The organism is Streptomyces sp. BV286, from assembly GCF_019090165.1.
GTDB lineage: Bacteria > Actinomycetota > Actinomycetes > Streptomycetales > Streptomycetaceae > Streptomyces.
Genome location: NZ_JAHRIB010000141.1, coordinates 330093 through 354079 on the forward strand (window position 1 = coordinate 330093; position 23987 = coordinate 354079).

The 23987-nt window shown below is 72.0% G+C and carries 20 protein-coding genes; 12 read left to right on the forward strand and 8 right to left on the reverse strand.

Annotated features, from left to right (window positions below; all coding sequences use genetic code 11):
• Nucleotides 1-86: 86 nt before the first annotated feature.
• The 4 genes from KUF83_RS21230 (at nucleotide 87) to KUF83_RS42830 (ending at nucleotide 3408) form a co-directional block, all read left to right on the forward strand.
• Nucleotides 87-1082, forward strand: coding sequence for an NAD(P)-dependent oxidoreductase (locus KUF83_RS21230; RefSeq protein ID WP_217456320.1), 996 nt, complete (start codon nucleotides 87-89; stop codon nucleotides 1080-1082).
• A 105-nt stretch (nucleotides 1083-1187) separates the two neighbouring features.
• Nucleotides 1188-1946 (forward strand): glycosyltransferase family 2 protein, encoded by a 759-nt coding sequence (locus tag KUF83_RS21235; RefSeq protein ID WP_217456321.1) that lies wholly within the window; start codon nucleotides 1188-1190, stop codon nucleotides 1944-1946.
• A complete protein-coding gene (locus tag KUF83_RS21240) occupies nucleotides 1943-2560 on the forward strand; it encodes a DUF2064 domain-containing protein (protein ID WP_217456322.1) in 618 nt (205 codons plus the stop codon). Before KUF83_RS21235 ends, KUF83_RS21240 begins: the two co-directional genes overlap by 4 nt.
• Entirely contained in the window at nucleotides 2557-3408 is an 852-nt protein-coding gene (locus tag KUF83_RS42830; RefSeq protein ID WP_217456323.1) for a methyltransferase domain-containing protein, read from the forward strand. The genes KUF83_RS21240 and KUF83_RS42830 overlap by 4 nt, the downstream gene beginning before the upstream one ends.
• Nucleotides 3409-3745: 337 nt before the next feature.
• On the opposite strand, the gene KUF83_RS21250 is transcribed toward KUF83_RS42830, so the two are convergent.
• Nucleotides 3746-4990, reverse strand: a complete 1245-nt coding sequence (locus KUF83_RS21250) for a molybdopterin-dependent oxidoreductase (RefSeq protein WP_217456324.1) — start codon at nucleotides 4988-4990, stop codon at nucleotides 3746-3748.
• Between the two features lie 113 nt (nucleotides 4991-5103).
• Between KUF83_RS21250 and KUF83_RS21255 the strand changes: the two genes are divergently transcribed.
• The 3 genes from KUF83_RS21255 to KUF83_RS21265 all read left to right on the forward strand — a co-directional run bounded on the left by KUF83_RS21255 (nucleotide 5104) and on the right by KUF83_RS21265 (nucleotide 8447).
• Nucleotides 5104-6456 (forward strand): hypothetical protein, encoded by a 1353-nt coding sequence (locus tag KUF83_RS21255; RefSeq protein ID WP_217456325.1) that lies wholly within the window; start codon nucleotides 5104-5106, stop codon nucleotides 6454-6456.
• A gap of 126 nt (nucleotides 6457-6582) precedes the next feature.
• Nucleotides 6583-7332 (forward strand): response regulator transcription factor, encoded by a 750-nt coding sequence (locus KUF83_RS21260; protein WP_254644118.1) that lies wholly within the window; start codon nucleotides 6583-6585, stop codon nucleotides 7330-7332.
• Nucleotides 7333-7334: 2 nt separating this feature from the next.
• Complete coding sequence (locus KUF83_RS21265) at nucleotides 7335-8447, forward strand: cell wall metabolism sensor histidine kinase WalK (RefSeq protein ID WP_217456326.1); 1113 nt, start codon at nucleotides 7335-7337, stop codon at nucleotides 8445-8447.
• Between the two features lie 243 nt (nucleotides 8448-8690).
• Here KUF83_RS21265 and KUF83_RS21270 read toward each other — a convergent pair whose 3' ends face one another.
• From KUF83_RS21270 to KUF83_RS21280, 3 genes are all read right to left on the reverse strand, one after another.
• Entirely contained in the window at nucleotides 8691-10202 is a 1512-nt protein-coding gene (locus KUF83_RS21270; protein WP_217456327.1) for a DUF1996 domain-containing protein, read from the reverse strand.
• Nucleotides 10203-10557: 355 nt separating this feature from the next.
• Nucleotides 10558-11232: a cutinase family protein gene (locus tag KUF83_RS21275; protein WP_217456328.1), complete on the reverse strand. Its 675-nt coding sequence runs from the start codon at nucleotides 11230-11232 to the stop codon at nucleotides 10558-10560.
• A gap of 326 nt (nucleotides 11233-11558) precedes the next feature.
• Entirely contained in the window at nucleotides 11559-12812 is a 1254-nt protein-coding gene (locus KUF83_RS21280) for a CdaR family transcriptional regulator (protein ID WP_254644119.1), read from the reverse strand.
• A 283-nt stretch (nucleotides 12813-13095) separates the two neighbouring features.
• Here KUF83_RS21280 and KUF83_RS21285 point away from each other — a divergent pair, with 283 nt between their 5' ends.
• Nucleotides 13096-13425: a hypothetical protein gene (locus KUF83_RS21285; protein WP_217456330.1), complete on the forward strand. Its 330-nt coding sequence runs from the start codon at nucleotides 13096-13098 to the stop codon at nucleotides 13423-13425.
• 120 nt (nucleotides 13426-13545) lie between these two features.
• Here KUF83_RS21285 and meaB read toward each other — a convergent pair whose 3' ends face one another.
• From meaB to KUF83_RS21300, 3 genes are read right to left on the reverse strand one after another with little or no spacing between them, the layout of a single operon-like run.
• Nucleotides 13546-14529: a methylmalonyl Co-A mutase-associated GTPase MeaB gene (gene meaB, locus KUF83_RS21290; protein WP_217456331.1), complete on the reverse strand. Its 984-nt coding sequence runs from the start codon at nucleotides 14527-14529 to the stop codon at nucleotides 13546-13548.
• Nucleotides 14526-16700, reverse strand: a complete 2175-nt coding sequence (scpA, locus tag KUF83_RS21295) for a methylmalonyl-CoA mutase (RefSeq protein WP_217456332.1) — start codon at nucleotides 16698-16700, stop codon at nucleotides 14526-14528. Before scpA ends, meaB begins: the two co-directional genes overlap by 4 nt.
• On the reverse strand, nucleotides 16700-18508 hold the full coding sequence (locus KUF83_RS21300) for a methylmalonyl-CoA mutase subunit beta (RefSeq protein ID WP_217456333.1): 1809 nt from the start codon (nucleotides 18506-18508) through the stop codon (nucleotides 16700-16702). Before KUF83_RS21300 ends, scpA begins: the two co-directional genes overlap by 1 nt.
• A 313-nt stretch (nucleotides 18509-18821) precedes the next feature.
• Here KUF83_RS21300 and KUF83_RS21305 point away from each other — a divergent pair, with 313 nt between their 5' ends.
• The 4 genes from KUF83_RS21305 to KUF83_RS21320 all read left to right on the forward strand — a co-directional run bounded on the left by KUF83_RS21305 (nucleotide 18822) and on the right by KUF83_RS21320 (nucleotide 23441).
• On the forward strand, nucleotides 18822-19073 hold the full coding sequence (locus KUF83_RS21305) for a hypothetical protein (RefSeq protein WP_217456334.1): 252 nt from the start codon (nucleotides 18822-18824) through the stop codon (nucleotides 19071-19073).
• On the forward strand, nucleotides 19073-21337 hold the full coding sequence (locus tag KUF83_RS21310; RefSeq protein ID WP_217456335.1) for a cation-translocating P-type ATPase: 2265 nt from the start codon (nucleotides 19073-19075) through the stop codon (nucleotides 21335-21337). The genes KUF83_RS21305 and KUF83_RS21310 overlap by 1 nt, the downstream gene beginning before the upstream one ends.
• On the forward strand, nucleotides 21334-21855 hold the full coding sequence (locus tag KUF83_RS21315; RefSeq protein WP_217456336.1) for a copper chaperone PCu(A)C: 522 nt from the start codon (nucleotides 21334-21336) through the stop codon (nucleotides 21853-21855). The genes KUF83_RS21310 and KUF83_RS21315 overlap by 4 nt, the downstream gene beginning before the upstream one ends.
• A 68-nt stretch (nucleotides 21856-21923) precedes the next feature.
• Entirely contained in the window at nucleotides 21924-23441 is a 1518-nt protein-coding gene (locus KUF83_RS21320) for a hypothetical protein (RefSeq protein ID WP_217456337.1), read from the forward strand.
• Here the strand turns inward: KUF83_RS21320 and KUF83_RS21325 are convergent.
• A complete protein-coding gene (locus KUF83_RS21325; protein ID WP_217456338.1) occupies nucleotides 23407-23907 on the reverse strand; it encodes a LysE family translocator in 501 nt (166 codons plus the stop codon). The genes KUF83_RS21320 and KUF83_RS21325 overlap by 35 nt on opposite strands.
• Nucleotides 23908-23987: the final 80 nt, after the last annotated feature.

Here is a 23987-nt window from a genome sequence, read left to right on the forward strand (position 1 = left end):
CCGAGGGTCGCCGAGGTCTTACGGGCCTGTGACGTCATGGGCGCGTGGCTGCCCCACGATGCGCTGGTGGTCCTAGCGTCGTGTCCATGCGAGTACTGGTCACCGGCGGAGCCGGGTTCATCGGGTGTCATGTCGTCGAGGCGCTGACCGCGCGGGGGCACGAGGCGGTCGTCTTCGACCTGCGCGACGGTCCGGACGTGCGCGACGCCGCGGCGGTCGCCGCTGCACTGCCGGGCGTGGACGCCGTCTGTCACCAGGCGGCGATGGTAGGACTCGGAAAGGGTTTCGGTGACGCGGTCGACTACGTGTCGCACAACGACGTCGGTACGGCGGTGCTGCTCGCCGCCATGGCCGACGCGGGAGTACGGCAGCTCGTGCTGGCCGGGTCGATGGTGGTGTACGGCGAGGGCTCCTACACCTGCGAGTGGCACGGGGCCGTGCGACCCGGCCCCCGGACCGTGGCGGACCTCGACGCGGGGCGGTTCGAGCCCCGGTGCCCGCGGTGCGAGGAGGCGTTGACGCCGGGCCTGGTCGGCGAGGACGCCCCGGTCGACCCCAGGAACGTGTACGCGACGACCAAGCTGGCCCAGGAGCATCTGGCGGCGGCATGGGCCCGGTCCACGGACGGCTCCGCGATCTCGTTGCGCTACCACAACGTCTACGGGCCGGGCATGCCGCGCGACACCCCGTACGCGGGGGTCGCGTCGTTCTTCCGGTCGGCGCTCGCCCGGGGCGAGGCCCCGCGCGTCTTCGAGGACGGGGGCCAGCGACGGGACTTCGTGCACGTACGTGATGTGGCGGCGGCGAACGTGGCCGCGCTGGAGGCCGGACCCCGGGCCGGATCCCTGGTCGCGTACAACACCGGCAGCGGCGAGCCCCACACGGTCGGCGAGATGGCGCAGGCGCTGGCCTCCGCGTACGGCGGTCCTGAGCCCGTGGTGACGGGGGAGTACCGGCTGGGGGACGTACGCCACATCACGGCGGACTCGGCGCGGCTGCGAGGCGAGTTGGCCTGGAAGCCCGAGGTCGGCTTCGAGGAGGGCATGCGGGAATTCGCGACGGCCGGGCTGCGCGGCGCGTAGCGCTCTGCATGCCCTGGTCGGGCTCTCCCGCAGCCCCGACGTCCGTGTTTCGTAAGAAGCCGGAGTCCGTTACGTCTCTTGTGTCTTCGTAGGGTGAAACACGTGATGACCTCTCCCGCAACGCGATCCGAAGCGGCGACGACCGCGGCGTCCGTCGACGTGGTTCTCCCCTGTCTCAACGAGGCCGAGGCCCTGCCCTGGGTGCTCGACCGCATCCCGTCCCCATGGCGTGCGCTGGTGGTGGACAACGGATCCACGGACGGCTCACCGGAGTTGGCCCACAACCTCGGCGCGACCGTCGTGCACGAGAGCCGTCGCGGCTTCGGGGCCGCCTGCCACGCCGGGCTGACCGCGGCCACCGCGGACATCGTGTGCTTCTGCGACTGCGACGCCTCCCTCGACCCGTCCCTGCTCGTGCCCTTCGTCCGCGAGGTGGAGCGGGGTGAGTCCGACCTCGTGCTCGGGCGGCGCCGCCCGCAGGGCCGTGGCGCCTGGCCCGCGCACGCCCGGGCGGGCAACCTCGCGCTGGCACGGATGACGCGCCGCCGCACGGGGCTGCGTCTGCACGACCTCGGACCGCTCCGTGCGGGCCGTCGCGAACAACTGCTCGGCCTCGGGCTCACGGACCGCCGCAGTGGCTATCCGCTGCAGATGGTGGTCCGCGCCGCTGACTCCGGCTGGCGTGTCGTGGAGCACGACGTGCCGTACCTGCCACGCACCGGTGACTCCAAGGTCACCGGCACCTGGCGCGGCACCTGGCAGGCGGTACGGGACATGAGCCGGGTCCTGGCCGAACCACCCGTCTCCCGCGACGGGGCCGCCAACGGCTCGATCGCCGTACCTCCAGGAGGAACCTCCCAGTGACCACACTCCTCGTCATCGCCAAGGAACCGCGGCCGGGACGGGTCAAGACCCGCCTCACCCCGCCGTTCACGCCCCGGGAAGCTGCGGCGCTCGCCGAGGCGGCGCTCGCGGACACCCTGTGTGCGGTGGCGGCCGCTCCCGCTCGTCGTCGTGTGCTGGTGCTCGACGGCGCTCCGGGCCCCTGGCTGCCGCCCGGCTTCGACGTCGTCCCGCAGAGCGCGGGAGACCTGGACGAGCGACTGGCCGCCGCCTTCGACGCCTGTGACGGACCCGCTCTGCTCATCGGCATGGACACCCCACAGGTGACCCCGGAACTGCTCACCGTGGACTTCGCCGGCTGCGACGCGTACTTCGGGCCGGCCGAGGACGGCGGCTTCTGGGCGCTGGGCCTCGCCCACCCCGACCCCGGGCTGCTGCGCGGCGTGCCGATGTCGACGCCCACCACGGGCGCCGTGCAGTTCGAACGGCTCGTCGTCGCGGGCCTGCGCGTGCGTGAGCTGCCGCGGCTCCGGGACGTGGACACCGCCCGTGACGCGGAGGCGGTCGCCCTGGCGGCCCCGGAGAGCCGGTTCGCCGCTGAGCTGGGGCGTCTTGGGGCGGCTGCCCGTCGATGAGCACCGCACACGAGATCACGTCGCCTCGGGAGACCGGCCCCGATCGTCCCGCGCCCCCCGCACGCCTCGAGCCCTTCACGCCCGTCGGCATCCCGCGTCCGTGGGCCGCCGACCCGTACTCCGAGGCACTGGCCACCGGGCGCGGGCCGCTCTTCCTGCGTCGCACCGACGGCTGGCTGATGCCGCTGGAGGTGGAACGCTGGTGCGCCACCGCCGACACGGCCGACATGGTGGTTCTGGACCACTGCGAAGGGGCCGTCCTCGACGTGGGGTGCGGACCGGGGCGGCTCGTCGCGGAACTCGCGGGCAGGGGCCGGCCCGCGCTCGGCGTCGACGTCAGCGAAGCAGCCGTAGCCCGCACCGTGCGACTCGGCGGCCAGGCGCTGCGGCGCTCGGTCTTCGAACCGCTCCCCGGAGAAGGGCGCTGGGACACCGCCCTTCTCATCGACGGGAACATCGGCATCGGCGGCGATCCGTCGGTCCTCCTGCGACGCATGTCCCAACTCCTCAACCAGGAGGGCTTGTTGATCGTCGAGACTGTTCCGGACGGCGACGTCGACGAACGGGTCACGGTCCATGTCGTCCACCTGGCCGCCGGTACTCACGGCACGGCCGGCCCGCACTTCCCCTGGGCCCGTCTCGGCACACCGCCTCTGCTCCGGCTCGCGACCCGTGCCGGCTGGCGCCCGGAGCGTCAGTGGACGGCCGGCGGCCGCTCCTTCGTCGCCCTGCGCAACCGCAGTGACCTCAGCAGGAGCAGCACCGCCGAGCCGCCGAACAGCGCCGCCGTGATCAGCAGCCAACGGGACAGGAACCCGTCGCCGGACACAGTGGTGGCAGAGCGGTAGCGGTCGGCCACCTGCCCGCTGATCAACGGAAACCAGATCAGCAACAGAAGACCGGAGAGCGCCGCCGGGACGCGTACGAAGACCGTCCAATCCCGGCGGCCGGCCACGCCCAGCACTCGCGTGACGGCCCGGTCCGCGCCCGCGTACAGGGGCAGCAACACCAGGTCGTGCACCAGCGCCGCGCCCACGAACCACAGCACGACCGAGAGCCAGTCGTCCGCGAGCAGCCGCACACCCGCATACCCGGCGAGAGCGAACGAGCAGGCCAGGAGCAGGAGTTGCAGCGGGCTCCCCACGTACCGGCGCACCGGAAGCCGTCGTGTCGCACGTCGTCGCATCACAGGTCTCCGAAGGTCATCCGCGCCACCCACTTGGTGTTGAGGACACCGGGCGCGGCCGGCACGATGATCCGCGCCGGATAGCCGTGGTCCGCGGTCAGGGGCTCACCGTTGACGAACAGGGCGAGCAAGGCGCGCGGGTCGCGCACCTGGTTGTCGCGCAGAGCGGCCCGGCGGAACGACCCGTGCCGCTGGAGCGACTCCACCAGTACGTCGGGCGCTGCGCCGGGCTCGTAGCCGACGAGGGCCGCCAGGTCCCGCAGACGGACACCCCGCCACGACTGGTCGGACGTCGACCACCCCTCCACGCAGGCGATGGGCAACGCGGCGCTGTGCAGGGGGAGTCGGGCGAGATCCGCCCGGCTCAGGCGTACCGTCCGTCCGTTGCCCTCGACGACCAGCCGCCAGGCCTCGTCACTCGTCTCCGCCGCGCCGATCCCACGCGACGCGGCCGTCTTGTTGATCTGGAAGCCGCCGGGCCCCGAACCCGGTTCGGGGCCGCCGTGCGGAGCGAGCACAGCTGTCTCCCGCAGGGGTCCGTCGAAGCCCCGCCCCGCCGTCGTGACGAGCAGGAGCAGTGAACCTCCGCCTACGAGGCCGAGGGCCCCGCGGCGCGAGACGGTGGGTGGGTCGGGAGCCGGGGAGACCAGCTCGCAGCCCTCCTGGCTGCCCTCTCCGCGCAGGTGCCGCAGATTGCGCAGCGCGGCTGGCACCCGCAGCACCGCGTGTGTCACGAACGCCGCGAAGAACACCCAGGCCCCGTAGAAGTGCAGCGGATAGAAGGAGCCGGGGAAGAGGTAGTCGAGCTGGACGTTCAGCACACCCGTGACGAACACGAACAGCGCACCCCCGACCAGCAGAAGCAGCGAGATCCGCTCCAGCGCGTGCGCGAGCGACCGCACCGGCGGCAGGGTGAACAGCTTCGGCAGGACCGACCACAGTTTCGCCAGCAGTACGGGGATCAGCACGATGCCGAGAGTGACGTGGACGCCCTGGGTGAGTCGGTAGAGCCAGGGCGGGTCGGTCGGCCAGGCGAACAGGTAGAAGCCGAGCAGACCCTTGTCCGGGGTCTTGTCGTTCACCGGCGACAGCTCCGGGTTGTAGGCCGCGTACGACAGAAGGCCCGTCAGGAACAGCACCGTGATCCCGACGAGCAGCACGATGCCGAGGACGGAGGTGAACCAGGGGCCACGCAACGGGCTGCGCCAGAAACCGGGGGAGGTGGGGAGTCGATGGTCACGCATGTCCCGACCGTAGGCCGGGAGTTGCCGAGGACAGGGCCCGCGACTCATGACGAAACGCTGACGTCCGAGGTCTCCGCAGCCCCGTCCGGCCCTCCCCGGCCTAGCGTGCCGGTGTGAACCGCGATCTTCTCCGCGACCTGTTCGCGGCCCTGGCCGCAGCGCTGCTCGTCACGACGGCGGCTGTGATCGGCACCGTCATGGAGCACCGGTACGGAACCCTTCGTGTCAGGTGGCCACCCCTGTACGCCTACTGGGAGCCGCACGCCGGCCCGGGCACCCCCGCCGCGATCATCGTCGCCGTCGCCGTCGTCGCGTACGGGCCGCGCGTCGCCGCCCGGCTGCCCTGGCGGGCCCTGCTGGTCACGGCGTGGGGTACCGCCCTGGCGTGGACGTTCTCGCTCGCGCTGGTCGACGGATGGCAGCGAGGCGTCGCCCGGCGGCTGACGACCAAGTACGAGTACCTCCAGGTCATCGACCCCGTCAACCGCTTCCATGACATCCCGGCCGCCCTGCGCGACTTCACCCACCACATCCTGATGCACGCACCGGACGCCTGGCCCGCGCACGTCGCCGGGCATCCCCCCGCGGCCACCCTCACCTTCGCCGTCCTCGACCGGGTCGGCCTGGCGGGCGGGGCGTGGGCGGGCGTCTGGTGCGTCACCGTAGGGGCCACAGCGGCGGTGGCGGTCCTCGTCACCGTGCGCGCACTGTGCGGAGAGGCACTCGCCCGCCGGGCCGCGCCCTTCATGGTCCTGGCCCCGGCGGCCGTGTGGATGGGCACCTCCGCGGACGGGTACTTCGCGGCGGTCGCCGCCTGGGCCGTCGCGTTCCTCGCCGTTGCGGTCACCGGACACCGGCCGCGGTCGGCAGGCCTCGCCTCCGGGCTCCTCTTCGGCCTCACCGCGTATCTGTCGTACGGGCTGACCCTGCTCGCGGTGATCGCCGGCGGCGTCCTGCTGCTCGGCTCCCGAAGGCTCCGGCCGCTCCCGTGTCTCATCGCCGGATTCCTCGTCGTGCCGGCCGCGTTCACGTTCGCGGGCTTCAACTGGTGGGAGGCGTACCGGCTGCTCGTCACCCGGTACCACCAAGGGGCCGGCGGGATCCGGCCGTTCGGGTACTGGGTGTGGGCGAACCTCGCGTGCACGGTCCTGGTGATCGGCCCGGCGACCGTCGCGGGCCTGCGGCGGGCCGGCACGGCTCCGGTGCGCAAGGGCTTCCGCAGGTGCCTGCGCTCGGTCGCCGTCACCCCCGACGCCCGGCTTGCCCTGCTCGTGGCCGCCGCACTGCTCGCACTCCTCACCGCCGACCTCTCCGGGATGAGCAAGGCGGAGACGGAACGCATCTGGCTGCCGTTCGCCCTGTGGCTGCTCCCCGCGTGCGCGTTCCTGACCCGGCCCCGTGCCTGGCTCACCGCCCAGGCGGTCCTCGCCCTCCTCGTCAATCATCTGCTGCTGACGGGATGGTGACAGCGGGAGCCCGGCCTGCCGCGAGATGGCGCACCACGCGAACCACGCGGACCTCAGGTCCTTACGAAACAAGGACGTCGCAGAGGGGTCGGCGCACCCGGGCGCGACGGGTGACAAGCTGCGGTCATGCAGCAACCGCACGAAACCCCGGGCTCCGGCTCCGCTCCTCGCGGACACGCGGGCGCGCCCCGCGTCCTCGTCGTGGACGACGACCCCACCGTCGCCGAGGTCGTCTCCGGCTATCTCGACCGCGCCGGGTACGAGGTCGACCGGGCCGAGGACGGGCCGTCGGCGCTCGCGCGGGCCGCCGCGCACCGGCCGGACCTGGTGGTACTGGACCTGATGCTGCCCGGCATGGACGGACTGGAGGTGTGCCGCCGGATCCGGGCCCGCGGACCCGTGCCGGTCATCATGCTCACCGCCCGCGGTGACGAGGGCGACCGGATCCTCGGCCTGGAAGTGGGCGCCGACGACTACGTCACGAAGCCCTTCAGCCCTCGTGAGCTGGTGCTGCGGGTCGAGTCGGTCCTGCGTCGGACCCGGCCCGCGCCCGCCGCCCAGCCCGTGCACGCGGCGGGTATCACCGCCGACCCGGCCGCCCGCCGCGCCACCAAGAACGGCACCGAACTCGGCCTCACCCTCCGCGAGTTCGACCTTCTCGTGTTCCTCCTGCGCAACCAGGGCCGCGCCTACAGCCGCGAAGAGCTGATGCGTGAGGTGTGGGGCTGGGACTTCGGCGACCTGTCCACCGTCACCGTCCACGTACGGCGGCTGCGGGGCAAGGTGGAGGACGACCCGGCCCGCCCCCGGCTGATCCAGACGGTGTGGGGAGTGGGCTACCGCTTCGACGTCACACCACACGAGGAGGCGGTCTGACCGTGCTCGACTTCCTGCTGATCGGCCTCTTCGCCCTTCTCGGCGCCGTCGTGGCCGGGCTGCTCGGCGCGGGTGTGCTGTGGCTGATCCGGCGCCGCTCACTGACGGCGTCCCTCACGGTGGTCGCGGCGGTGGCCGTGGCGTCCATGCTCGCGGGCACGCTGGCCGTGGCGTGGGCCATGTTCCTGAACTCGCACGACCTGACCGTCGTCACCATGGTCGTCGCGATGGCGGCGGTCGTCTCCCTGGCCACCGCTCTGCTGCTCGGCCGCTGGGTCGTCGCCGGCAGCCGGGCGATCACCGCGGCCGCCCGCTCCTTCGGCGAGGGCGGTCATTTCGCGGCGCCCGCGGGCTCGGCGACCGCTGAGCTGTCCGAGCTGAGCCGGGAGCTGGCCATGACCAGCGCGAAGCTGGCCGAGTCCCGGGACCGCGAGCGCGCCCTGGAGACATCGAGACGCGAACTCGTCGCGTGGATCTCGCACGACCTGCGCACTCCGCTCGCCGGGCTCCGTGCCATGTCCGAGGCACTGGAGGACGGCGTCGCCGCCGACCCCCAGCGCTACCTCCGCCAGATGCGGACGGAGGTCGAACGCCTCAACGACATGGTGGGCGACCTCTTCGAGCTCTCCCGCATCCACGCCGGGGCGCTCGCTCTCTCCCCGGCCCGTATCTCCGTGTACGACCTCGTCGGCGACGCCCTCGCGGGAGCGGACGCCCTCGCCCGCGAGTACGGGGTATGGCTGGTCGGCGACCGCATCGAACCGGTACCGGTCGAGGTGGACGGCAAGGAGATGAGCCGGGTACTGGGAAATCTGCTGGTCAACGCGATCCGCCGGACCCCCTCCGACGGTACGGTCGCGGTCGCCGCCGAGCGTTCCCCGGAGGGTGTCGTCCTGTCCGTCACGGACGGCTGCGGCGGTATCCCCGAGGAGGACCTGCCGCGGGTCTTCGACACCGGCTGGCGTGGCACGCACGCCCGCACCCCACCGGCCGGTGCCGGCCTCGGCCTCGCCATCGTCCGGGGCATCGTCGAGGCACACCGGGGTCAGGCGGCGGTGCGCAACGTCCCGGGCGGCTGCCGATTCGAAGTGACACTGCCGGTGGCCGGGGCCTGATGACCTGGAACAGGTCCAGGGAAGGGGACCGGGCCCTCGGGTCCGACGGCCTCGACCGGACGCCGCCGTCGGGCGAGGCCGGCCGGGATCACGGCGGGCCGTCAGGTCCACGGACGCGCCATGAGACCGGGACACGTGTGGGCGGCGGATGGAGTGCATCCGTCGCCCACACGTGTCCCGATCTCAGCCGTGTGCCTCGCCGACCGTGGTCGCGGGCGGGGACCGCGGCTCAGGGCAGGGGACTCACTGGCACTTGCGGCCGGTGTTGATGCACTGGACCATCTTGTTCATCAGCTGCTCGTCGAAGACGTTGACGAAGTCGCCGTGGTCCGTGACCGGCTTGTGCATCTGTTCCGGGAAGCCGTCCACCGCGTAGAACGGGCTGGTCCGGCCGCCGTCGTCGAGACTGGGAGCGTCCACGTCGTACACGAGCCGCTGCACGAGCTGCGGAACGGCCTTGAAGCCACTCGGGCAGGCACCCGACTTCGGATCGGCGAACGCGACGTGGGTGCGGTGGTTGGCACTGTCGGCGTTCTGGCCGTCCCAGCAGCTCTGGAACTTCGACGTCCGCACCAGGCTGCTGCCCTCGGGACACACCGGGTACTTGTCCGTGAGCTGGCGGTCCTCGAAGCCGGTGCAGCTCCAGGCCGCGTTGGCGTTCGCGGTGCCGTTGGTGAACGCCTTGGCGTCACCGGTGATGATCCGCAGGAACCTGGGCATGGCCACGACCCGGCTGCGGGCGTTGCCCACGTAGTCCAGAGTCACTTCCGATGCCGTGAGGATCCTGCCCGTGTTGCCCTCGGCGCCGCCGCCCTGCTGCGCGGCGTCGAACTCCTCGGTGCCGTCCTGCAGGCGAAGGACCGGCCAGTAGTAGGAGGACCTGTCACCCTGGTTCTGGCATGTCGTCGCGCCGCCCGCGAAGTCGTCGTTGTCGGCGAACGCGTCGTTCGCCTGGTTGCCGACGTAGTCGTGCGTGTGGTGCGCGCCGTTGTCCACACCGGGGGCGACGATGACGTTGTCGGAGTTGTACAGCTTGTTCTCGTTGACTCCGCACCGGGTGGTGAAGGTCCCGCGGGATGCCTGCTTCGACCGGCGGGGTGGCGCCACGTTGGGCTGGACCGAGGTGATGTCGACGAAGTCGGCGGCGACGGGCCCGTTGCCCGCGACCTGACCTCCGTCGGCGGGCTGACCCTGCCCGCCACCCTGCTCCTGCCCCTCTCCCTCTCCCTGGCCCTGCTCCTGGCCGTTTCCGGTGCCGTCCTGGGAGCCGGGGGCGCGCAGCGTACAGGCGGCCAGTGACCCGAGGCCCTGGGGCTTGTCCCCCTGCCTGCCGATGGCGACCGCTATCCGGTCGATCGTCGCGACCCGCTTGTCCTTGAGGGGATTCATGATCGCGTTGTTCGCGAAGCCGCTGTCCTGCTGTATGGCCCGAGCCGAGCTCTGCAGCCTCCGGTAGGCCTCGGAGATTTGGGTGTCCAGTGCGGCGAGTTCCCTGTCGACCTCCGCACGGGCCTGGTCCGGCACTTGCCGCAGTCCGCTGCCGACGTCGGGGCAGTCGATGGTCGAGGCCGCCGACGCGGCGGCCCGGCCGACCCCGCCCTGTGACTGCTTGACGGTGTTGCCGCCCGATGTCTCATGGGCGGAGGCGTAGACGTTGACGACCACCAGCCCGCCCGCTCCGAGGGTGAGAGCCGCAGCGGCGGCCATGACCTTGCCGCTCGTGGTCTTCGACCGTTTACGTGTGTTGGGCCGCATGGTTCTCCTCCGAACTCCTCCGGGTGATACGCCACTTCACGGCGCGGATCAGGTCCAGGAAGAAGTCGACGCTTGTGTCGAGGTCCTGTTCAGGAACCAGAGTTGTCCATGAGGCTGCCGGGACGGAGGGATCTGATCATCGCGTCAGGGTCTCGTAAGAAGTCGGAGGGTGACCGCGTCGTGCGGGTGCGGGTGCGGGTGCGGGTCCGGGCTCCGGCCGGGGCGGGGCGGGCGGACATACGACGCGGGGCGACCGGGGCCATCGGCGCAGGTGCCGCGGCCGCGACGGCGCGACGGAAAGTGCCCGGCAGCCGTCGCCGCCGGGCACTTCGATGCCGCTTCAGGAGTGGGTGCGTCAGACCTTGCCGGCTGCGAAAGCGGCCGCCTCCTCCGCGTCGTCGCGGTAACTCAGGTGGGCCAGAGTGTCGTTGCCGCCGCTTTCGCAGACCGGGTCGCCCTGGGCGCAGACGTCATGGGTGCGGTCCGCGTACGTTCCGGTGACGCTCTTTCCCAGTGAGCGGATCGGATTGCCGAAGAGGAGCACCGCGGAGACCTTCGGCTCGACGTCGTCGGGGAGGGTGGCGGTGATCGTGCCGCCGACCGGCGAGCCGGCGCTGCTGATGCCGATGGAGTTGTCCACCACGTTGGCGCCCTGAGAGTAGCCGACCAGGATGAATTTCTGCGCCGGGCAGGAACTCGCCTGGGCCTTCACGTGATTGACCAGATCGGTGTTGCCCTGGGCGCTCGAGCCGAGGCTCAGATCGGCCGGATAGTCGACCTTGTGGCTCGTGAGGTTCTTGCCGGTGAGGCGCTTCTGCAGCGCGGCGAACACCGGGTCGCCCACGATCGTTCCGAGGGTGCCGGGCTCGAACGTGCCGCGGGCCGAGACGACTTCGATGTCGGAGCAGGCGGCCGACGCGCCCGGGGCGGTCAGGGCGATCACACCACCTCCGCCGGCCAGGAGGGCGGCGGCCGCGGAGAGGCGTACCACCGGTCGTCGCCGCTGACGGTGGGCTGAGGACTGGCGCATGGGGTTCCTCTGTACGTCGTGCGCGGCCGACCGTACGAGGCGGAGGATGCCGCGCTGTCATTGGGGTTCCCCAGAACGTAAGTGGCCGTGGGTGTAAGGCGTTAGAGAGGCGATGACAGTACGCGGGTGCAATCTCTTGCCGAAAATGAGTACAGCTCCGCCGCCGGTACGGACCAGACGTGCGTGGGGGCGGGCCACCGTTGACCGGCCCGTCCCCACGCACATCGACCCACTGCTTCTGCGAACTGCTGCTCCTCGCGGCGGTCCCGTCGGCCGTGGCGCCTAGGCCGGGCCCAAGCGGTCGGACGGGCCGCCGACCCCGGACGTCAGGGACCGGCGGACCGCAGCCGCGGAGGCGGCGGGGCGGCCGACGCGTCCACGCCCCCGGGCCGGCCGGGCTCGGCCCCCGCCCGCAGAGCGAGTTCCAGTTCGAATCGGCTCTGCGGATCGCGCAGACGGTCGCCGAACAGTTTCTCCAGCTGACGCAGGCGGTAGCGCACCGTCTGCGGATGGATGTGCAGGCGCGTCGCGACGGCGACGCTGTTGCCGCTCTGCAGCCACGCGAGCAGCGTCTCGGCCAGCCGCTCGCGCTGCGGCGTCTGAACCTCGTCTAGCGGTACGAGAATGCGGCGCGAGACCCTGCGCAGCAGTGGCTCGTCGGCGTGCAGCAGCAGCGTCGGCAGGTGATCCGCGCACCGTACGACCCCCGTCTCCAGGGGCAGCACCCCGCTGCGTACGAGATCCAGGGCGCGCGTCGCCCAGCGCAGCGAGTCCCGGGCCTCGGTGAGCGGGACCGTCGGTCCGATCGCGGTCGGCTTGTCTCGGAGCGCGAGGAGCGACGGACGCCCCGACCAGGCACCCGATCTGTCCGGGTCGGGGAGCAGGAGGCGGGCCGGGCGGCTGTCGGTGTCGGCCAGCACCCCGGCCGGCAGCAGCAGCCGTTCCTCTTCGTCGGCCTGCGCCGAGTTGTCGAAGACCAGCACGGCGACCCGGCGGGGCACCGACCACCGCGCGGCGTGAGCGAGTTCGCGTGTGGCCTCGGGCGAGGCCGGGGACTCGGCGAACAGCAGGTCGAGAAGCCGTTTTCGGCGGCGTGCCAGCTCGCCGTCGTTGCGCAGCCGCTCCTCCGTGTAGCCGGCCGTGGCGGCCTCGGCGATCTCGTGCATGTGCAGGATCGCCGCCTCGCCCAGCGCCGCCACCACGTGCGAGTCGAGCTGCAGTTGCTCGGCGAGCAGCCCCATCCGCCGCCACGCCACCCGGCCGCCGAGCCGCAGGGCGGTCTGCAGGGTGTCCAGACTCCGCCCTTCGACCGCCTCGCCCCGGCCGATCTCCTCGTACGCGTGGGCGACGCGGCCCCAGTCGCGGCCGGGCTCGGCGATCCGGTCGATGAACAGGGCGAGGGCGTCCACGACGCCGGCTCTCAGCGTCCGCACGTAGATCTCGTCCGACGGGCGTGAGTACTCCGGAACGCCCTCCCGGACCTCGCGCTCCACCTCTTCGGAGACCTCCTCCAAAGACATGCGCATATGTCCGGTGATTTCTGCCGCGAGGGCGCGTGGTACGGCGGCGAAGGGATCCATCCTGGACATTCCTTCCGCGGTGTACGGCTCGGCCGTTGACACCGTTCGGTACGGATATGGACCGGACTTGTCTCGCGAGGAGGGCATCCGTTCTGAGATCGGCTGCTTTCGCTCGGTCACGACGAGTGCATGAGGCGCTTCCCGCGAGGGCCGAGCGTGAGCGTGCGAGGTGGCAGGAGAGTGCGTGGTCCGCGAGCCGCCCTCGTGCTGCGAGCCTTGTCCCCCTGCACAGCGGTCACATCCACCGCGTACCGTGGCTGCATCACAACGGGAGGTCACACACATGTCCGCGCTACCGCACGAGCCGAGCCCCGAAACATCTTCGGACCCGTACGGGTTCGAAAACGTCGAGGGCCCGCAGACGCTCGCCGAGCTGCGCGCCGCTCTCGAGACGATCAGTCCGGAGGTGGTGACCGCCTTCAACGCCCGGCTGGACGCCGCGACGTTCGGTGCGGACCACATGGAGGTCATCGCCAAGGCGCGCCGGGCCGTGGCGTTCCAGGAGCGGGCCCGGGCGGCGGCCGCCGAGGCGGCAGCCCAGGAGGCGGCGGCCGGGGCGCAGGAGGTCGACGACCCCTGGGCCGCACTCGACGTGCGGGACAGCAGCTCGTGACCCACTGATCGGCACCGTCGTGTTCCGCCTCTCCGAGAGGTTCGCCCGCCTTCCGGAAATGGCCGAAAGGCGGTCAGTACGTGCTCGGCCGCCGTCGTCGGCCCCGGCTTGTCGACCGGGTCAGTGTGCCGTGTCGCCGAACGTCCGCAGGATCTGCTCGGCGGCGAGCGTGGCTGTCAACTCGCCGTCGCGTACTCGCTGTTCGAGTTTCGGTGCGAGGGCGCGTACGGCGGGATCGGCGTGCAGGCGGCCGAGCAGCTCGTCGCGGACCATCGTCCAGGTCCAGTCGACCTGCTGGTCGCGGCGCTTCGCGGCGAGCCGCCCGGTGGAGTCGAGGAGCGTGATGTGCTGTTCGAGGCGCTGCCAGACGGTGTCCAGGCCGGCCGACTCGCGGGCGCTGCAGCTCAGCACGGGCGGGGTCCAGGCCGCGTCCTTGCCGTGCATCAGCCGCAGGGCGCCCGCCAGCTCCCGTGCGGCGGCCTGGGCGTCGCGTGTGTGCGGCCCGTCGGCCTTGTTGACGGCGATCACGTCTGCCAGCTCCAGGACGCCCTTCTTGATGCCCTGGAGCTGATCGCCTGTGCGGGCCAGCGTCAGCAGCAGGAAGGAGTCGACCATGTTCGCGACCGCGGTCTCCGACTGGCCGACGCCGACCGTCTCCACCAGCACCACGTCATAGCCCGCCGCCTCCATCACGACGATCGACTCGCGGGTCGCCTTGGCGACCCCGCCGAGGGTGCCGGCCGTGGGGGAGGGCCGGATGAAGGCCGCCGAGTCCACGGCCAGGCGTTCCATCCGGGTCTTGTCCCCCAGGATCGAGCCGCCGGTCCGGCTGGACGACGGGTCCACGGCCAGCACCGCCACCCGGTGCCCGAGCGCGGTCAGCATCGTGCCGAACGCGTCGATGAACGTCGACTTGCCCACGCCCGGCACACCACTGACCCCGATCCGCCGGGCCCGCCCGCTGTGCGGGAGCAGCTCGGTGAGCAACTGCTGTGCCAGCGCCCGGTGTTGGGGGCGGGTGGACTCGACGAGGGTGATGGCGCGCGCGATGAGCGCCCTCTTCCCGTCGAGCACACCCCGGACATAGGTGTCGAGTTCGATCACAGGTCGTGCCCGAGGTCGGTCGCGAGACGCTGGACGAGGTCGTACGCGGCGTCGGGGATCACCGTCCCCGGCGGGAACACGGCGGCCGCGCCCATCTCCAGCAGGGTCGGCACGTCCTGAGGCGGGATCACTCCACCGACGACGATCATGATGTCCTGCCGGCCCTCCGCCGTCAGTTCCTCCCGCAGTGCCGGTACGAGGGTGAGGTGTCCGGCGGCGAGCGACGAGACGCCCACGATGTGCACGTCCGCCTCCACCGCCTGGCGTGCCACCTCGCCGGGCGTCTGGAACAACGGGCCGACGTCCACGTCGAAACCGAGGTCGGCGAAGGCGGTGGCGATCACCTTCTGGCCGCGGTCGTGGCCGTCCTGACCCATCTTGGCGACCAGGATGCGCGGGCGGCGCCCCTCGGCCTCCTCGAAGGAGTCCACCAGCGTGCGGGTGCGGTCGACGGACGGGGACTCGCCTGCTTCGTTGCGGTACACGCCGGAGATCGTACGGATCTGGCCCGCGTGCCGCCCGTAGACCTTCTCCAGGGCGTCGGAGATCTCCCCGACGGTGGCCTTGGCGCGGGCCGCGTTCACCGCCAGCTCCAGCAGGTTGCCCTCGCCTCCGGCCGCCCGCGTCAGGGCGTCCAGCGCGTCCTGGCACGCCTGCGGGTCGCGCTCCGCGCGCAGCCGCCGCAGCTTCTCGATCTGCTGGGTGCGCACGGAGGAGTTGTCGACCTTGAGGACGTCGATCTGCTCGTCGGTCTCGACGCGGTACTTGTTGACACCGATCACCGGCTGGCGTCCGGAGTCGATCCGGGCCTGGGTGCGGGCCGCGGCCTCCTCGATGCGCAGCTTGGGAATGCCCGCGTCGATGGCCTTGGCCATGCCGCCCGCCGCCTCGACCTCCTCGATGTGCTGCCAGGCCCGCCGCGCGAGGTCGTGCGTGAGCTTCTCCACGTACGCGCTGCCGCCCCACGGGTCGATGACCCGGGTCGTGCCCGACTCCTGCTGGATGAGCAGCTGGGTGTTGCGGGCGATGCGCGCCGAGAAGTCGGTGGGCAGGGCGAGCGCCTCGTCGAGGGCGTTGGTGTGCAGCGACTGGGTGTGACCCTGGGTGGCAGCCATGGCCTCCACGCACGTACGGGTCACGTTGTTGAACACGTCCTGCGCGGTCAGCGACCAGCCGGAGGTCTGCGAATGGGTGCGCAGGGAGAGGGACTTGGGGTTCTGCGGGTCGAACTGCCGCACCAGCTTCGCCCACAGCAGCCGCGCGGCCCGCATCTTGGCGATCTCCATGAAGAAGTTCATGCCGATCGCCCAGAAGAAGGAGAGCCGAGGCGCGAACGCGTCGACGTCCAGGCCGACTTCACGCCCCGCACGGATGTACTCCACGCCGTCCGCGAGCGTGTACGCCAGCTCCAGGTCGGCCGTCGCGCCCGCCTCCTGGATGTGATAGCCCGAGATGGAGATGGAGTTGTAGCGCGGCATCCGCTGCGAGGTGTAGGCGAAGATGTCGGAGATGATCCGCATCGACGGCTTCGGCGGATAGATGTAGGTGTTGCGGACCATGAACTCCTTGAGGATGTCGTTCTGGATGGTCCCGGCCAGCTTCTCCGGCGGTACGCCCTGCTCCTCCGCCGCCACGATGTACAGCGCGAGGACGGGCAGCACGGCACCGTTCATCGTCATCGACACGGTCATCCTGTCGAGCGGGATGCCGTCGAAGAGCTGCCGCATGTCGAGGATCGAGTCGATGGCCACACCTGCCATGCCGACGTCACCCGTCACCCGCGGATGGTCGCTGTCGTAGCCGCGGTGGGTGGGCAGGTCGAACGCGACCGACAGGCCCTTCTGGCCGGCGGCGAGGTTGCGCCGGTAGAAGGCGTTGGATTCCTCGGCCGTGGAGAAGCCCGCGTACTGACGGATCGTCCAGGGCTGGTTGACGTACATGGTGGGGTACGGGCCGCGCAGGAACGGCGCGACGCCCGGATAGGTCCCCAGGAAGTCCAGACCCTCCAGGTCACGGCCGGTGTAGAGCGGCTTGACGGCGATGCCCTCCGGGGTCTCCCAGAACGTCTCGTCGCCGCCGGACGCCGCCTTGACGGCCGTACGCCAGTCGTCGGTCGCGCCGCCGGAGGTCGGCTTCCCCAGCTCGATTCCGGAGAAGTCGGGGATTCCCATCAGGACACTCCCATGCGGTCGAGGGTGGAACAGAGCACGGCGACGGCGTCGCAGCCCGCGAAGACGTACGCGTCGACGTCCGTGTACTGCCCGGGGCGGCCGGCGAGGAACACATGCCGGGCGCCTGCCGCCTTCAGGTCGTGGGCGGTGCTGTCGGCCTGCTCCTCGTACAGCGCGTCGCTGGAGCACAGGCACACCTCGGTGGCCCCGCTGTCCTCGAAGGTGCCCTCCGTGACGGGTTCGATGCCGCCGGCCTGGAAGAGGTTCGAGACGAACGCGGTGCGGGCGGAGTGGGCCGCGGCGGGGCCGATGGTGGCCAGGTAGACACGCGGCCGGGCTCCGGTGGCGGCGAGGTGCGCGTCGGAGCGGGCGCGCAGGGACTCGTACGCCTCGTCGCGCCGTACCTTCGGCAGGCCCCCGGACGGCGGCTCGGGTGCGGGTTCACGCCCGACCGGTCGCTCGGCGAGGTTCGGGAACTCGCTGACCCCGGTGATGGGCTCGCGCCGCTTGGCGAGCTTCGCGGTGCGGGCCTCCCAGGTGTTCGCCAGGTCCTCGCCGAGACGGCCCGAGCGCAGGGCGGCCGCCTGACCGCCCTGCCCCTCGATGTGCCGGAAGAACTCCCAGCCCGCGTGGGCGAGTTCGTCCGTGAGCCGCTCCACGTACCAGGAGCCGCCTGCCGGGTCGATCACCCGCGCCAGATGCGACTCCTCGACCAGGATCGTCGAGGTGTTGCGGGCGATACGGCGCGCGAAGGCGTCCGGCAGCCCGAGGGCGTGGTCGAAGGGGAGCACGGTGACGGCGTCGGCGCCGCCCACTCCGGCGGCGAGCGTGGCGATGGTCGTGCGCAGCATGTTCACCCACGGGTCGCGGCGCGACATCATCACCGGTGAGGTCACGGCGTGCTGCACCTGCGCGCCCGCCCCGGGCGCCGCGCACACCTCGGCGACGCGCGCCCACAGCCGGCGCGCGGCGCGCAGCTTGGCGATGGTCAGGAACTGGTCGGCCGTCGCCGCGAACCGGAACTCCAGTTGCGCACAGGCCTGTTCGACGGTGAGCCCCGCCTCCGTCAGCTTCCGCAGACAGGTGACACCGGTCGCCAGGGAAGCGCCCAGCTCCTGCGCGGCCGAGCCTCCCGCCTCGTGGTACGGCAGCGCGTCCACCGTCAGGGCGCGCAGCCCCGGGTACTCCTCGGCGCACTGCCGGGCGAGAGCGGCGGCCGGTGCGAAGTCCGACGCCTCGCCGGTACGTGCCTCATGGCCGAGCGGGTCCGCACCGAGGCTGCCGCGTACGGCCTCCTTGGCGATGCCGCGCTCCTCGTACAGTCGCAGCAGCTCCCGCGCGGCGGACTCGGTGTCACGTCCCGCGTCGAGGACGACGGGCGCCAGGTCGAGGTAGACGCCTTCGAGGACCCCCGCGAGCGAGGACACGGGGAAACCGCCCTCGCCGACGACCAGCCAGAGCGAGGTGACGCCGTTCTCCAGGTCCGCGAGCACCGCGCCGGAGTCGGCAGCCGTGTGCCGCTGCCGTACGCCCCAGCCGCCGACGGTGTTTCCTTCGGGGCGGCTGCCCCGTACAAAGGGTGCGAAGCCGGGAAGGCCGGGATCAGGGGCGTCGTCGAGCGCCGTGTACAGCGGGCGGGTGGTGAGCCCGTCCTCCAGCGCGGTGGACAGGGCTGCCTCCGCCGTCTCGTCCGAGACCACCTTGCCCGACTTGCTCAGCACGCCCGCCACCAGGCGTCGCCACTGCTCATGTGTCGCGGAAGGGAACTCGGCGGCCAGCGAGAGCCCGTCATTGGGCAGGACCGTCATGCTGGGATGCTAGGGCAGATTCGTCGGGACACAGCAGAGGCAAGGGCTGTGACCTTGCCCTCGCGGCCTTCGTGATCTCCGCCTCACCGGCCGCGCTCGACTCGACGAGGACGGGACGCGGCCACGATTCGGCGCGTCGATCCGTAGCGGGCTCCGGCCGCGTCCGCCTCCTGGGGCGAGGTGCCGACGGATGCCATACGTGTGACGCGCGCCATACGAGCCGAGAGGAACTCGGACCCCGGCCCGCCCGACCACTGAATCGGTACGGTGCGATCCGAGTGACGCCGTACGACGTCACCTGGAGAAGCGGTTGATGGACGAGTCCCGGCGATCCTCGACACCCGGCGCGGCCGCGTTCCTGCGGAAGGCGGTACCCCCGCCCGCGCTCTGCGGCTTCCTCCTGCTGCTGGCGCTGATCTTCACCGGCGCGTACGCCGCCGGAGGCTCCGTCGGACCCGTCGCACCCGGAATGCACGGCCCGGGCACGAGCGGCAGCGGCACCGGAGAGGCCGAGGACACCGGGGACATGGGCGGCATGGACGGCATGCACGAGGAAGACCGCTGATGGGCGCGGAACCAGCGGCCGTTCTGGTGATCACCGACCTGGCTGTCGGCGGTATGACCTGCCCGGCCTGCGTGAACCGTGTCGAGAAGAAGCTCGGCAAACTGGACGGGGTCACGGCGAGCGTCAACCTGGCCACCGGCCGCGCCCGCGTGACCCATCCGGCGGACGTCGGTACCGGCGAACTCGTCGCGACCGTCGAGAAGGCCGGGTACACGGCCACCCTGCCCGAGCCGCCCCGGCAGAGGAAGCAGGGGCCCGCGGACCACGACGAGCCCGAGGACACGCGGCCGGAGCGTGACCGGCTGGTCGTCACGGCCCTGCTCGCGCTGCCCGTGCTCGTCCTGTCGATGGCGCCCGCTCTCCAGTTCCGCAACTGGCAGTGGCTGTGCTTCGCCCTCACCGCGCCCGTCGTCGTGTGGAGCTCCCGGCCCTTCCACGTACGGGCGGTACGAGGACTGCGGCACTCCACGGCGACCATGGACACCCTGGTGTCGCTGGGCGTGGTGGCCTCCTTCGCCTGGTCGGCGTACGCGCTGTTCCTCGGAGGGGCGGGCGACCCCGGGATGCGGATGCCGTTCACGCTCGTGCCCTCCGCCCCGGACGGCGTCGCGCACATCTACCTCGAAGCGGCCGTCGGCGTACCCCTGTTCGTGCTGGCGGGCCGCTTTCTCGAGGCGCGGGCCCGGCGGGGGACCGGGGCGGCGTTGCGCTCGCTGGCCCAACTCGCCACCAAGGAGGTGTCGGTACGCGAAGACGGCATCGAACGGCTCGTCCCCGTAGAGGAGTTGCGCGTCGGACAGGTCTTCGTCGTGCGGCCGGGGGAGCGGGTCGCCACCGACGGCGAGGTGGTAAAGGGCAGTTCCGCCGTCGATCTGTCCCTGGTCACCGGCGAGAGCGGCCCGGCGGAGGTGGGGCCGGGTTCGGCCGTGGTCGGCGGGGCCGTCAACGCCGGCGGAATGCTGTTCGTACGGGCCACGGCCGTCGGCGCCGACACGCAGCTCGCCCGCATCGCACGGCTGGTCACCGAAGCGCAGGCAGGCAAGGCGCGCGCCCAGCGGCTGGCCGACACGGTGGCCGGAGCGTTCGTGCCCGCCGTACTGGCGTTGGCCGTGACCACGCTGGGGTTCTGGCTGGGCGCCGGCGCCGACGCGCAGTCGGCCGTCACCGCGTGCGTGGCCGTCCTGGTCGTGGCCTGCCCGTGCGCGCTGGGCCTCGCCACCCCGACCGCGCTGATGGCCGCGACCGGCCGGGGCGCCCAACTGGGTGTCCTGGTCACCGGCCCGCAGGCCCTGGAAGGGCTGCGGCACGTCGACACGGTCGTCCTGGACAAGACCGGCACGCTGACCTCCGGCCGCATGGGCGTCGCCACGGTCACCGCCGTACCCGGCGGACTCGGCCGGGACCCGGTGCTGCGGCTGGCGGGGGCCGTCGAGCAGGGCTCGGAGCATCCGCTCGGCCGGGCGATCGTCGCGTACGCCTGGCGGGAGCCGCCCGGCGGACAGCTGCCTCCCGTGAGCGGGTTCGCCGCCCTGCCGGGACGCGGGGTGCGCGGCAGGGTCGACGGGCGGCTCGTCGAGGTGCTCGCTCCGGGCGACGAGGTTCCCGCCGCGCTCGCGAAGGCCCTCACGGCGGCCGAAGCCGCCGCCCGCACTCCTGTCCTCGTGCGGGTGGACGGCACAGTGGAAGCCCTGATCGAGGTGGGTGACGTCGTACGGCCCGGCAGCTATCGGGCCGTCGAGCGGCTGCGGCGACTCGGGGTCCGCCCCGTTCTCGCCACCGGGGACCGTGAGGCCCCCGCACGGGCCGTCGCGGCCACCTTGAACATCGACGAGGTGCACGCCCGCCGCACACCCGAGGACAAGGCCGGTCTCGTAGAGGACCTGCAGAAGCAGGGGCTTCGGGTCGCGGTCGTCGGCGACGGCGTGAACGACGCCGCAGCGCTGGCCGCCGCCGACCTCGGCATCGCCATGGGCGGCGGCACGGACGCGGCCATCGGAGCCGCCGACGTCACACTCGTCCGCGGCGACATCGAAACCCTGGCGGACGCGATCCTCCTCGCCCGGCGCACCCTCGCCACCATTCGGGTCAACCTCGCGTGGGCCTTCGGATACAACGCCGTGACCGTCCCGCTCGCCATGGTCGGCCTGCTCAACCCCATGGTCGCCGCGGCGGCCATGTCGGCCAGCTCGGTGCTGGTCGTCGCCAACAGCCTGCGCCTGCGCGTCTGGCAGCCCTCGCCCACGGCCCGAAGGCGTACCCGATGACCGACCTCGCCCTCTGGCGGCCGACGCGCCGCCGGCTCACCGACACACTGCTCGCCGCGCTCGCGCCCGTCGCCGTGTGCGCACTCGCCCTCGGCGGTCTGAGCACCTGGACCGCACTCGGCCACGCGGGAAGCCCGGCCCGCGTCACGGTCACCGACGGCCGGGTCTTCCTGCCCACCGGGGACACCCCGGAGACGGCGGCCTTCTTCAGGATCACCAACGACGGAGGCTCGGCGGACCGGCTGCTGAAGGTGACGTCCGCCCAGGCCGACGGAGCCGCCAGGCTCAGCAGCCACCGCATGACCGGTGCCCGGTCGGCCGCCGCCCGGACGGTGGCCTCGGTCCCCGTCCCGGCAGGCGCGAGCATCGCCATGTCCCCGAGCGGCCTCGACGTGATCGTGCCGGCGAACGCGGACTGGCAGGCAGGTGACCTCGTGACCTTCACCCTGCACTTCGAACGCGGCGGACCGGTGAAGTACCCCGCCGTCGTCGTCCGCCCGGGCCAGGACGGAACCTGACCCGGTCACGCCCCCAACAGGCATAAATCCAGAGGCCGTTCGGCCCCGGCCCGGGCAGGATGCCCTCCATGAACGCTGCCCTGTGCGGGCTCGCCGCCAACCCCGCCCTGCCGCCCGAACTGATCGACCGGCTCATCCCGGTCGCGGACGACGACATCGCCGCGGAACTCGCCGGCCGCGCCGACCTCAGCCACGCGCAGGCGGTTGCCCTGGTCGCCCGCTTCGAGGAGAGCGCCGTACCCCTGGCCCATGAAGGCTGCCTGGCAGCCGACGACATCGATCCCGTGGCACAGCCGACGGCCGCCCTCGCCTGGCTCAGCGAGCGTGCAGGCAGGCCTGAATGGGCGCGTCTCCTCGCGGCCGGCCCGGTCTCCGAGCACCGGGAGAAGCTGGCCGCCTGTCCCGGCCTCCCGCCCGATGTGGTGGAGTCGCTCGCCGCCGACCCGGACGCACAGGTCGTCGCCGAACTCGCCCTGTGGGCCACGGCGGACGTCGCCGCCACACTCGCACGGCATCCGCATGCCGAGGTCCGCCGCGCGGTGGCGGCCAACGGGGCGACGCCGCCGCCCGTGCTGGCGGCACTGATCACCGGCGAGGGACAGCCGCCGGTCTCGCGCTGTGTGGTCTGCGAGCATGAGGAGACTCCGTTCACGCACGACCCGCACTGCCCGCGGCTCCACTGCGATCTGCCGCCGGGCGCCTCCTGCGACGGAAGCCACGAGTCCTCCGTGCACGACACATGGCAGGCGGCACTGGAGAACGCGGCCACACCCACAAAAGCCGTCGTCCATTTCGTGGACCATCCCTCGATGCTGCTGCGCAGGGCACTCGCCGCCCGAACCGACCTTCCCCCGGAGGTGAGCGCACGACTGGCCGATGATCCCGTCCCGGCCGTCCGGGCCGACCTCGCCGGGAACCCCGCGATCGACGACGTCCTGATACGCGCACTCGCCGATGACCCCGACCCTGACGTGCGGCGCGGTCTCGCGCACAACCCGAACGTGCCGCTCGACGTGCTCGTCCACCTGGCCGGCGTCACGAGGATCGGCGCCACCCTGTTGCCCCGGATCGCCGCCGCCTCGCCCGCCGAGGTGGGTGAGCTGGCCACGTCACCGAACCCGGCCGCCCGGGTGCTTCTGGCCCAACGAGACGACCTGCCGGCCCGGGTCCGTGACGCGCTGGTCACCGACCCCGACGCGAAGGTCGCGAAGTCCGCGGCTGCACAACCGGGCCTGTCCGAAGCACAGTTGAGGGACGCGGTCCATCGCCACGGAGTCCAGGTCGTCGCGAAGGTCGCGACCAACCCGGACGCGAACGGCGCATTGCTGGAAGACCTGACGCGGCACGAACCACCGGTCCGGAAGGTGTTCAAAGCGGTCGCCCGGCACGACAACGCGACCGGCCCGGCGCTGCTCGCCTGCTTGGCGGACAGCCGGGCGAGGCCCCTGGCCGCAAGCCATCCGGCCCTTCCGCCGTCGACGATCGTGGAGCTGCTCTCCGACACCGATCGGCAGGTGGTGGAGGCGGCCGCCGCCAACCCGTCGCTGCCGCTCACCGTGATGTCGGACCTGGTGCCTCGGCTGTGAGAGGGACGGGTGTCGGGTGTTCGTACGCCGCTGCCGACCGGGCCGACGCCGTCTCCGAGAAGCTGCCACGGCGATCGTCGTCGGCGGCCGCGCTCGGACCGGCCCCGTCTGTGTCCTCCGGCGTGGAGGCCTCCGCCGGGGTCTCCCGCCGCCCGGCGCGCGGGGCGTGCCGCCCAGCGGCGTCGCGCCGGGCGTCGAGCAGAGCCCGTACGCCCAGGTAGACCAGGTAGGCGGCGCCCGCCAGCTTGATCGCGGTGAACGCGTAGGCCGATCTGGTGGCGATCACCGACAGACCCAGGGCGGCGGCGCACATGTGGACGCAGAGCCCGGTCTGCGCGCCCAGGGCGGCCGCTCTGCCCAGCGCGGGCCGTCGAGCGGCCGCCCGCACGATCACCAGGAAGTCGGGCCCGGGCACCAGGTAGGCGAGCATCACCACGCCGAGGAATCCCACGAGATCGACCGACATCGTCCAGCTCCGTCCTGCGGGCCCGGCGGTCGGGCATACGTCCGATGTCCCGTGTGCCACTCTCACCATGTGTCATGCGG

Excerpts from the sequence above, each read along its gene's own strand:
- KUF83_RS21235 (WP_217456321.1), top strand. The coding sequence starts at position 1,188 with ATGACCTCTCCCGCAACGCGATCCGAAGCGGCGACGACCGCGGCGTCC.
- KUF83_RS21280 (WP_254644119.1), bottom strand. The coding sequence starts at position 12,812 with ATGGATCCCTTCGCCGCCGTACCACGCGCCCTCGCGGCAGAAATCACC.
- scpA (WP_217456332.1), bottom strand. The coding sequence starts at position 16,700 with ATGGGAATCCCCGACTTCTCCGGAATCGAGCTGGGGAAGCCGACCTCC.
- KUF83_RS21230 (WP_217456320.1), top strand. The coding sequence starts at position 87 with ATGCGAGTACTGGTCACCGGCGGAGCCGGGTTCATCGGGTGTCATGTC.
- KUF83_RS21275 (WP_217456328.1), bottom strand. The coding sequence starts at position 11,232 with ATGCGCCAGTCCTCAGCCCACCGTCAGCGGCGACGACCGGTGGTACGC.
- KUF83_RS21305 (WP_217456334.1), top strand. The coding sequence starts at position 18,822 with ATGGACGAGTCCCGGCGATCCTCGACACCCGGCGCGGCCGCGTTCCTG.
- KUF83_RS21325 (WP_217456338.1), bottom strand. The coding sequence starts at position 23,907 with ATGTCGGTCGATCTCGTGGGATTCCTCGGCGTGGTGATGCTCGCCTAC.
- KUF83_RS21315 (WP_217456336.1), top strand. The coding sequence starts at position 21,334 with ATGACCGACCTCGCCCTCTGGCGGCCGACGCGCCGCCGGCTCACCGAC.
- KUF83_RS21270 (WP_217456327.1), bottom strand. The coding sequence starts at position 10,202 with ATGCGGCCCAACACACGTAAACGGTCGAAGACCACGAGCGGCAAGGTC.
- KUF83_RS21250 (WP_217456324.1), bottom strand. The coding sequence starts at position 4,990 with ATGCGTGACCATCGACTCCCCACCTCCCCCGGTTTCTGGCGCAGCCCG.
- KUF83_RS21260 (WP_254644118.1), top strand. The coding sequence starts at position 6,583 with ATGCAGCAACCGCACGAAACCCCGGGCTCCGGCTCCGCTCCTCGCGGA.
- KUF83_RS21310 (WP_217456335.1), top strand. The coding sequence starts at position 19,073 with ATGGGCGCGGAACCAGCGGCCGTTCTGGTGATCACCGACCTGGCTGTC.
- KUF83_RS21320 (WP_217456337.1), top strand. The coding sequence starts at position 21,924 with ATGAACGCTGCCCTGTGCGGGCTCGCCGCCAACCCCGCCCTGCCGCCC.
- KUF83_RS42830 (WP_217456323.1), top strand. The coding sequence starts at position 2,557 with ATGAGCACCGCACACGAGATCACGTCGCCTCGGGAGACCGGCCCCGAT.
- KUF83_RS21285 (WP_217456330.1), top strand. The coding sequence starts at position 13,096 with ATGTCCGCGCTACCGCACGAGCCGAGCCCCGAAACATCTTCGGACCCG.
- KUF83_RS21300 (WP_217456333.1), bottom strand. The coding sequence starts at position 18,508 with ATGACGGTCCTGCCCAATGACGGGCTCTCGCTGGCCGCCGAGTTCCCT.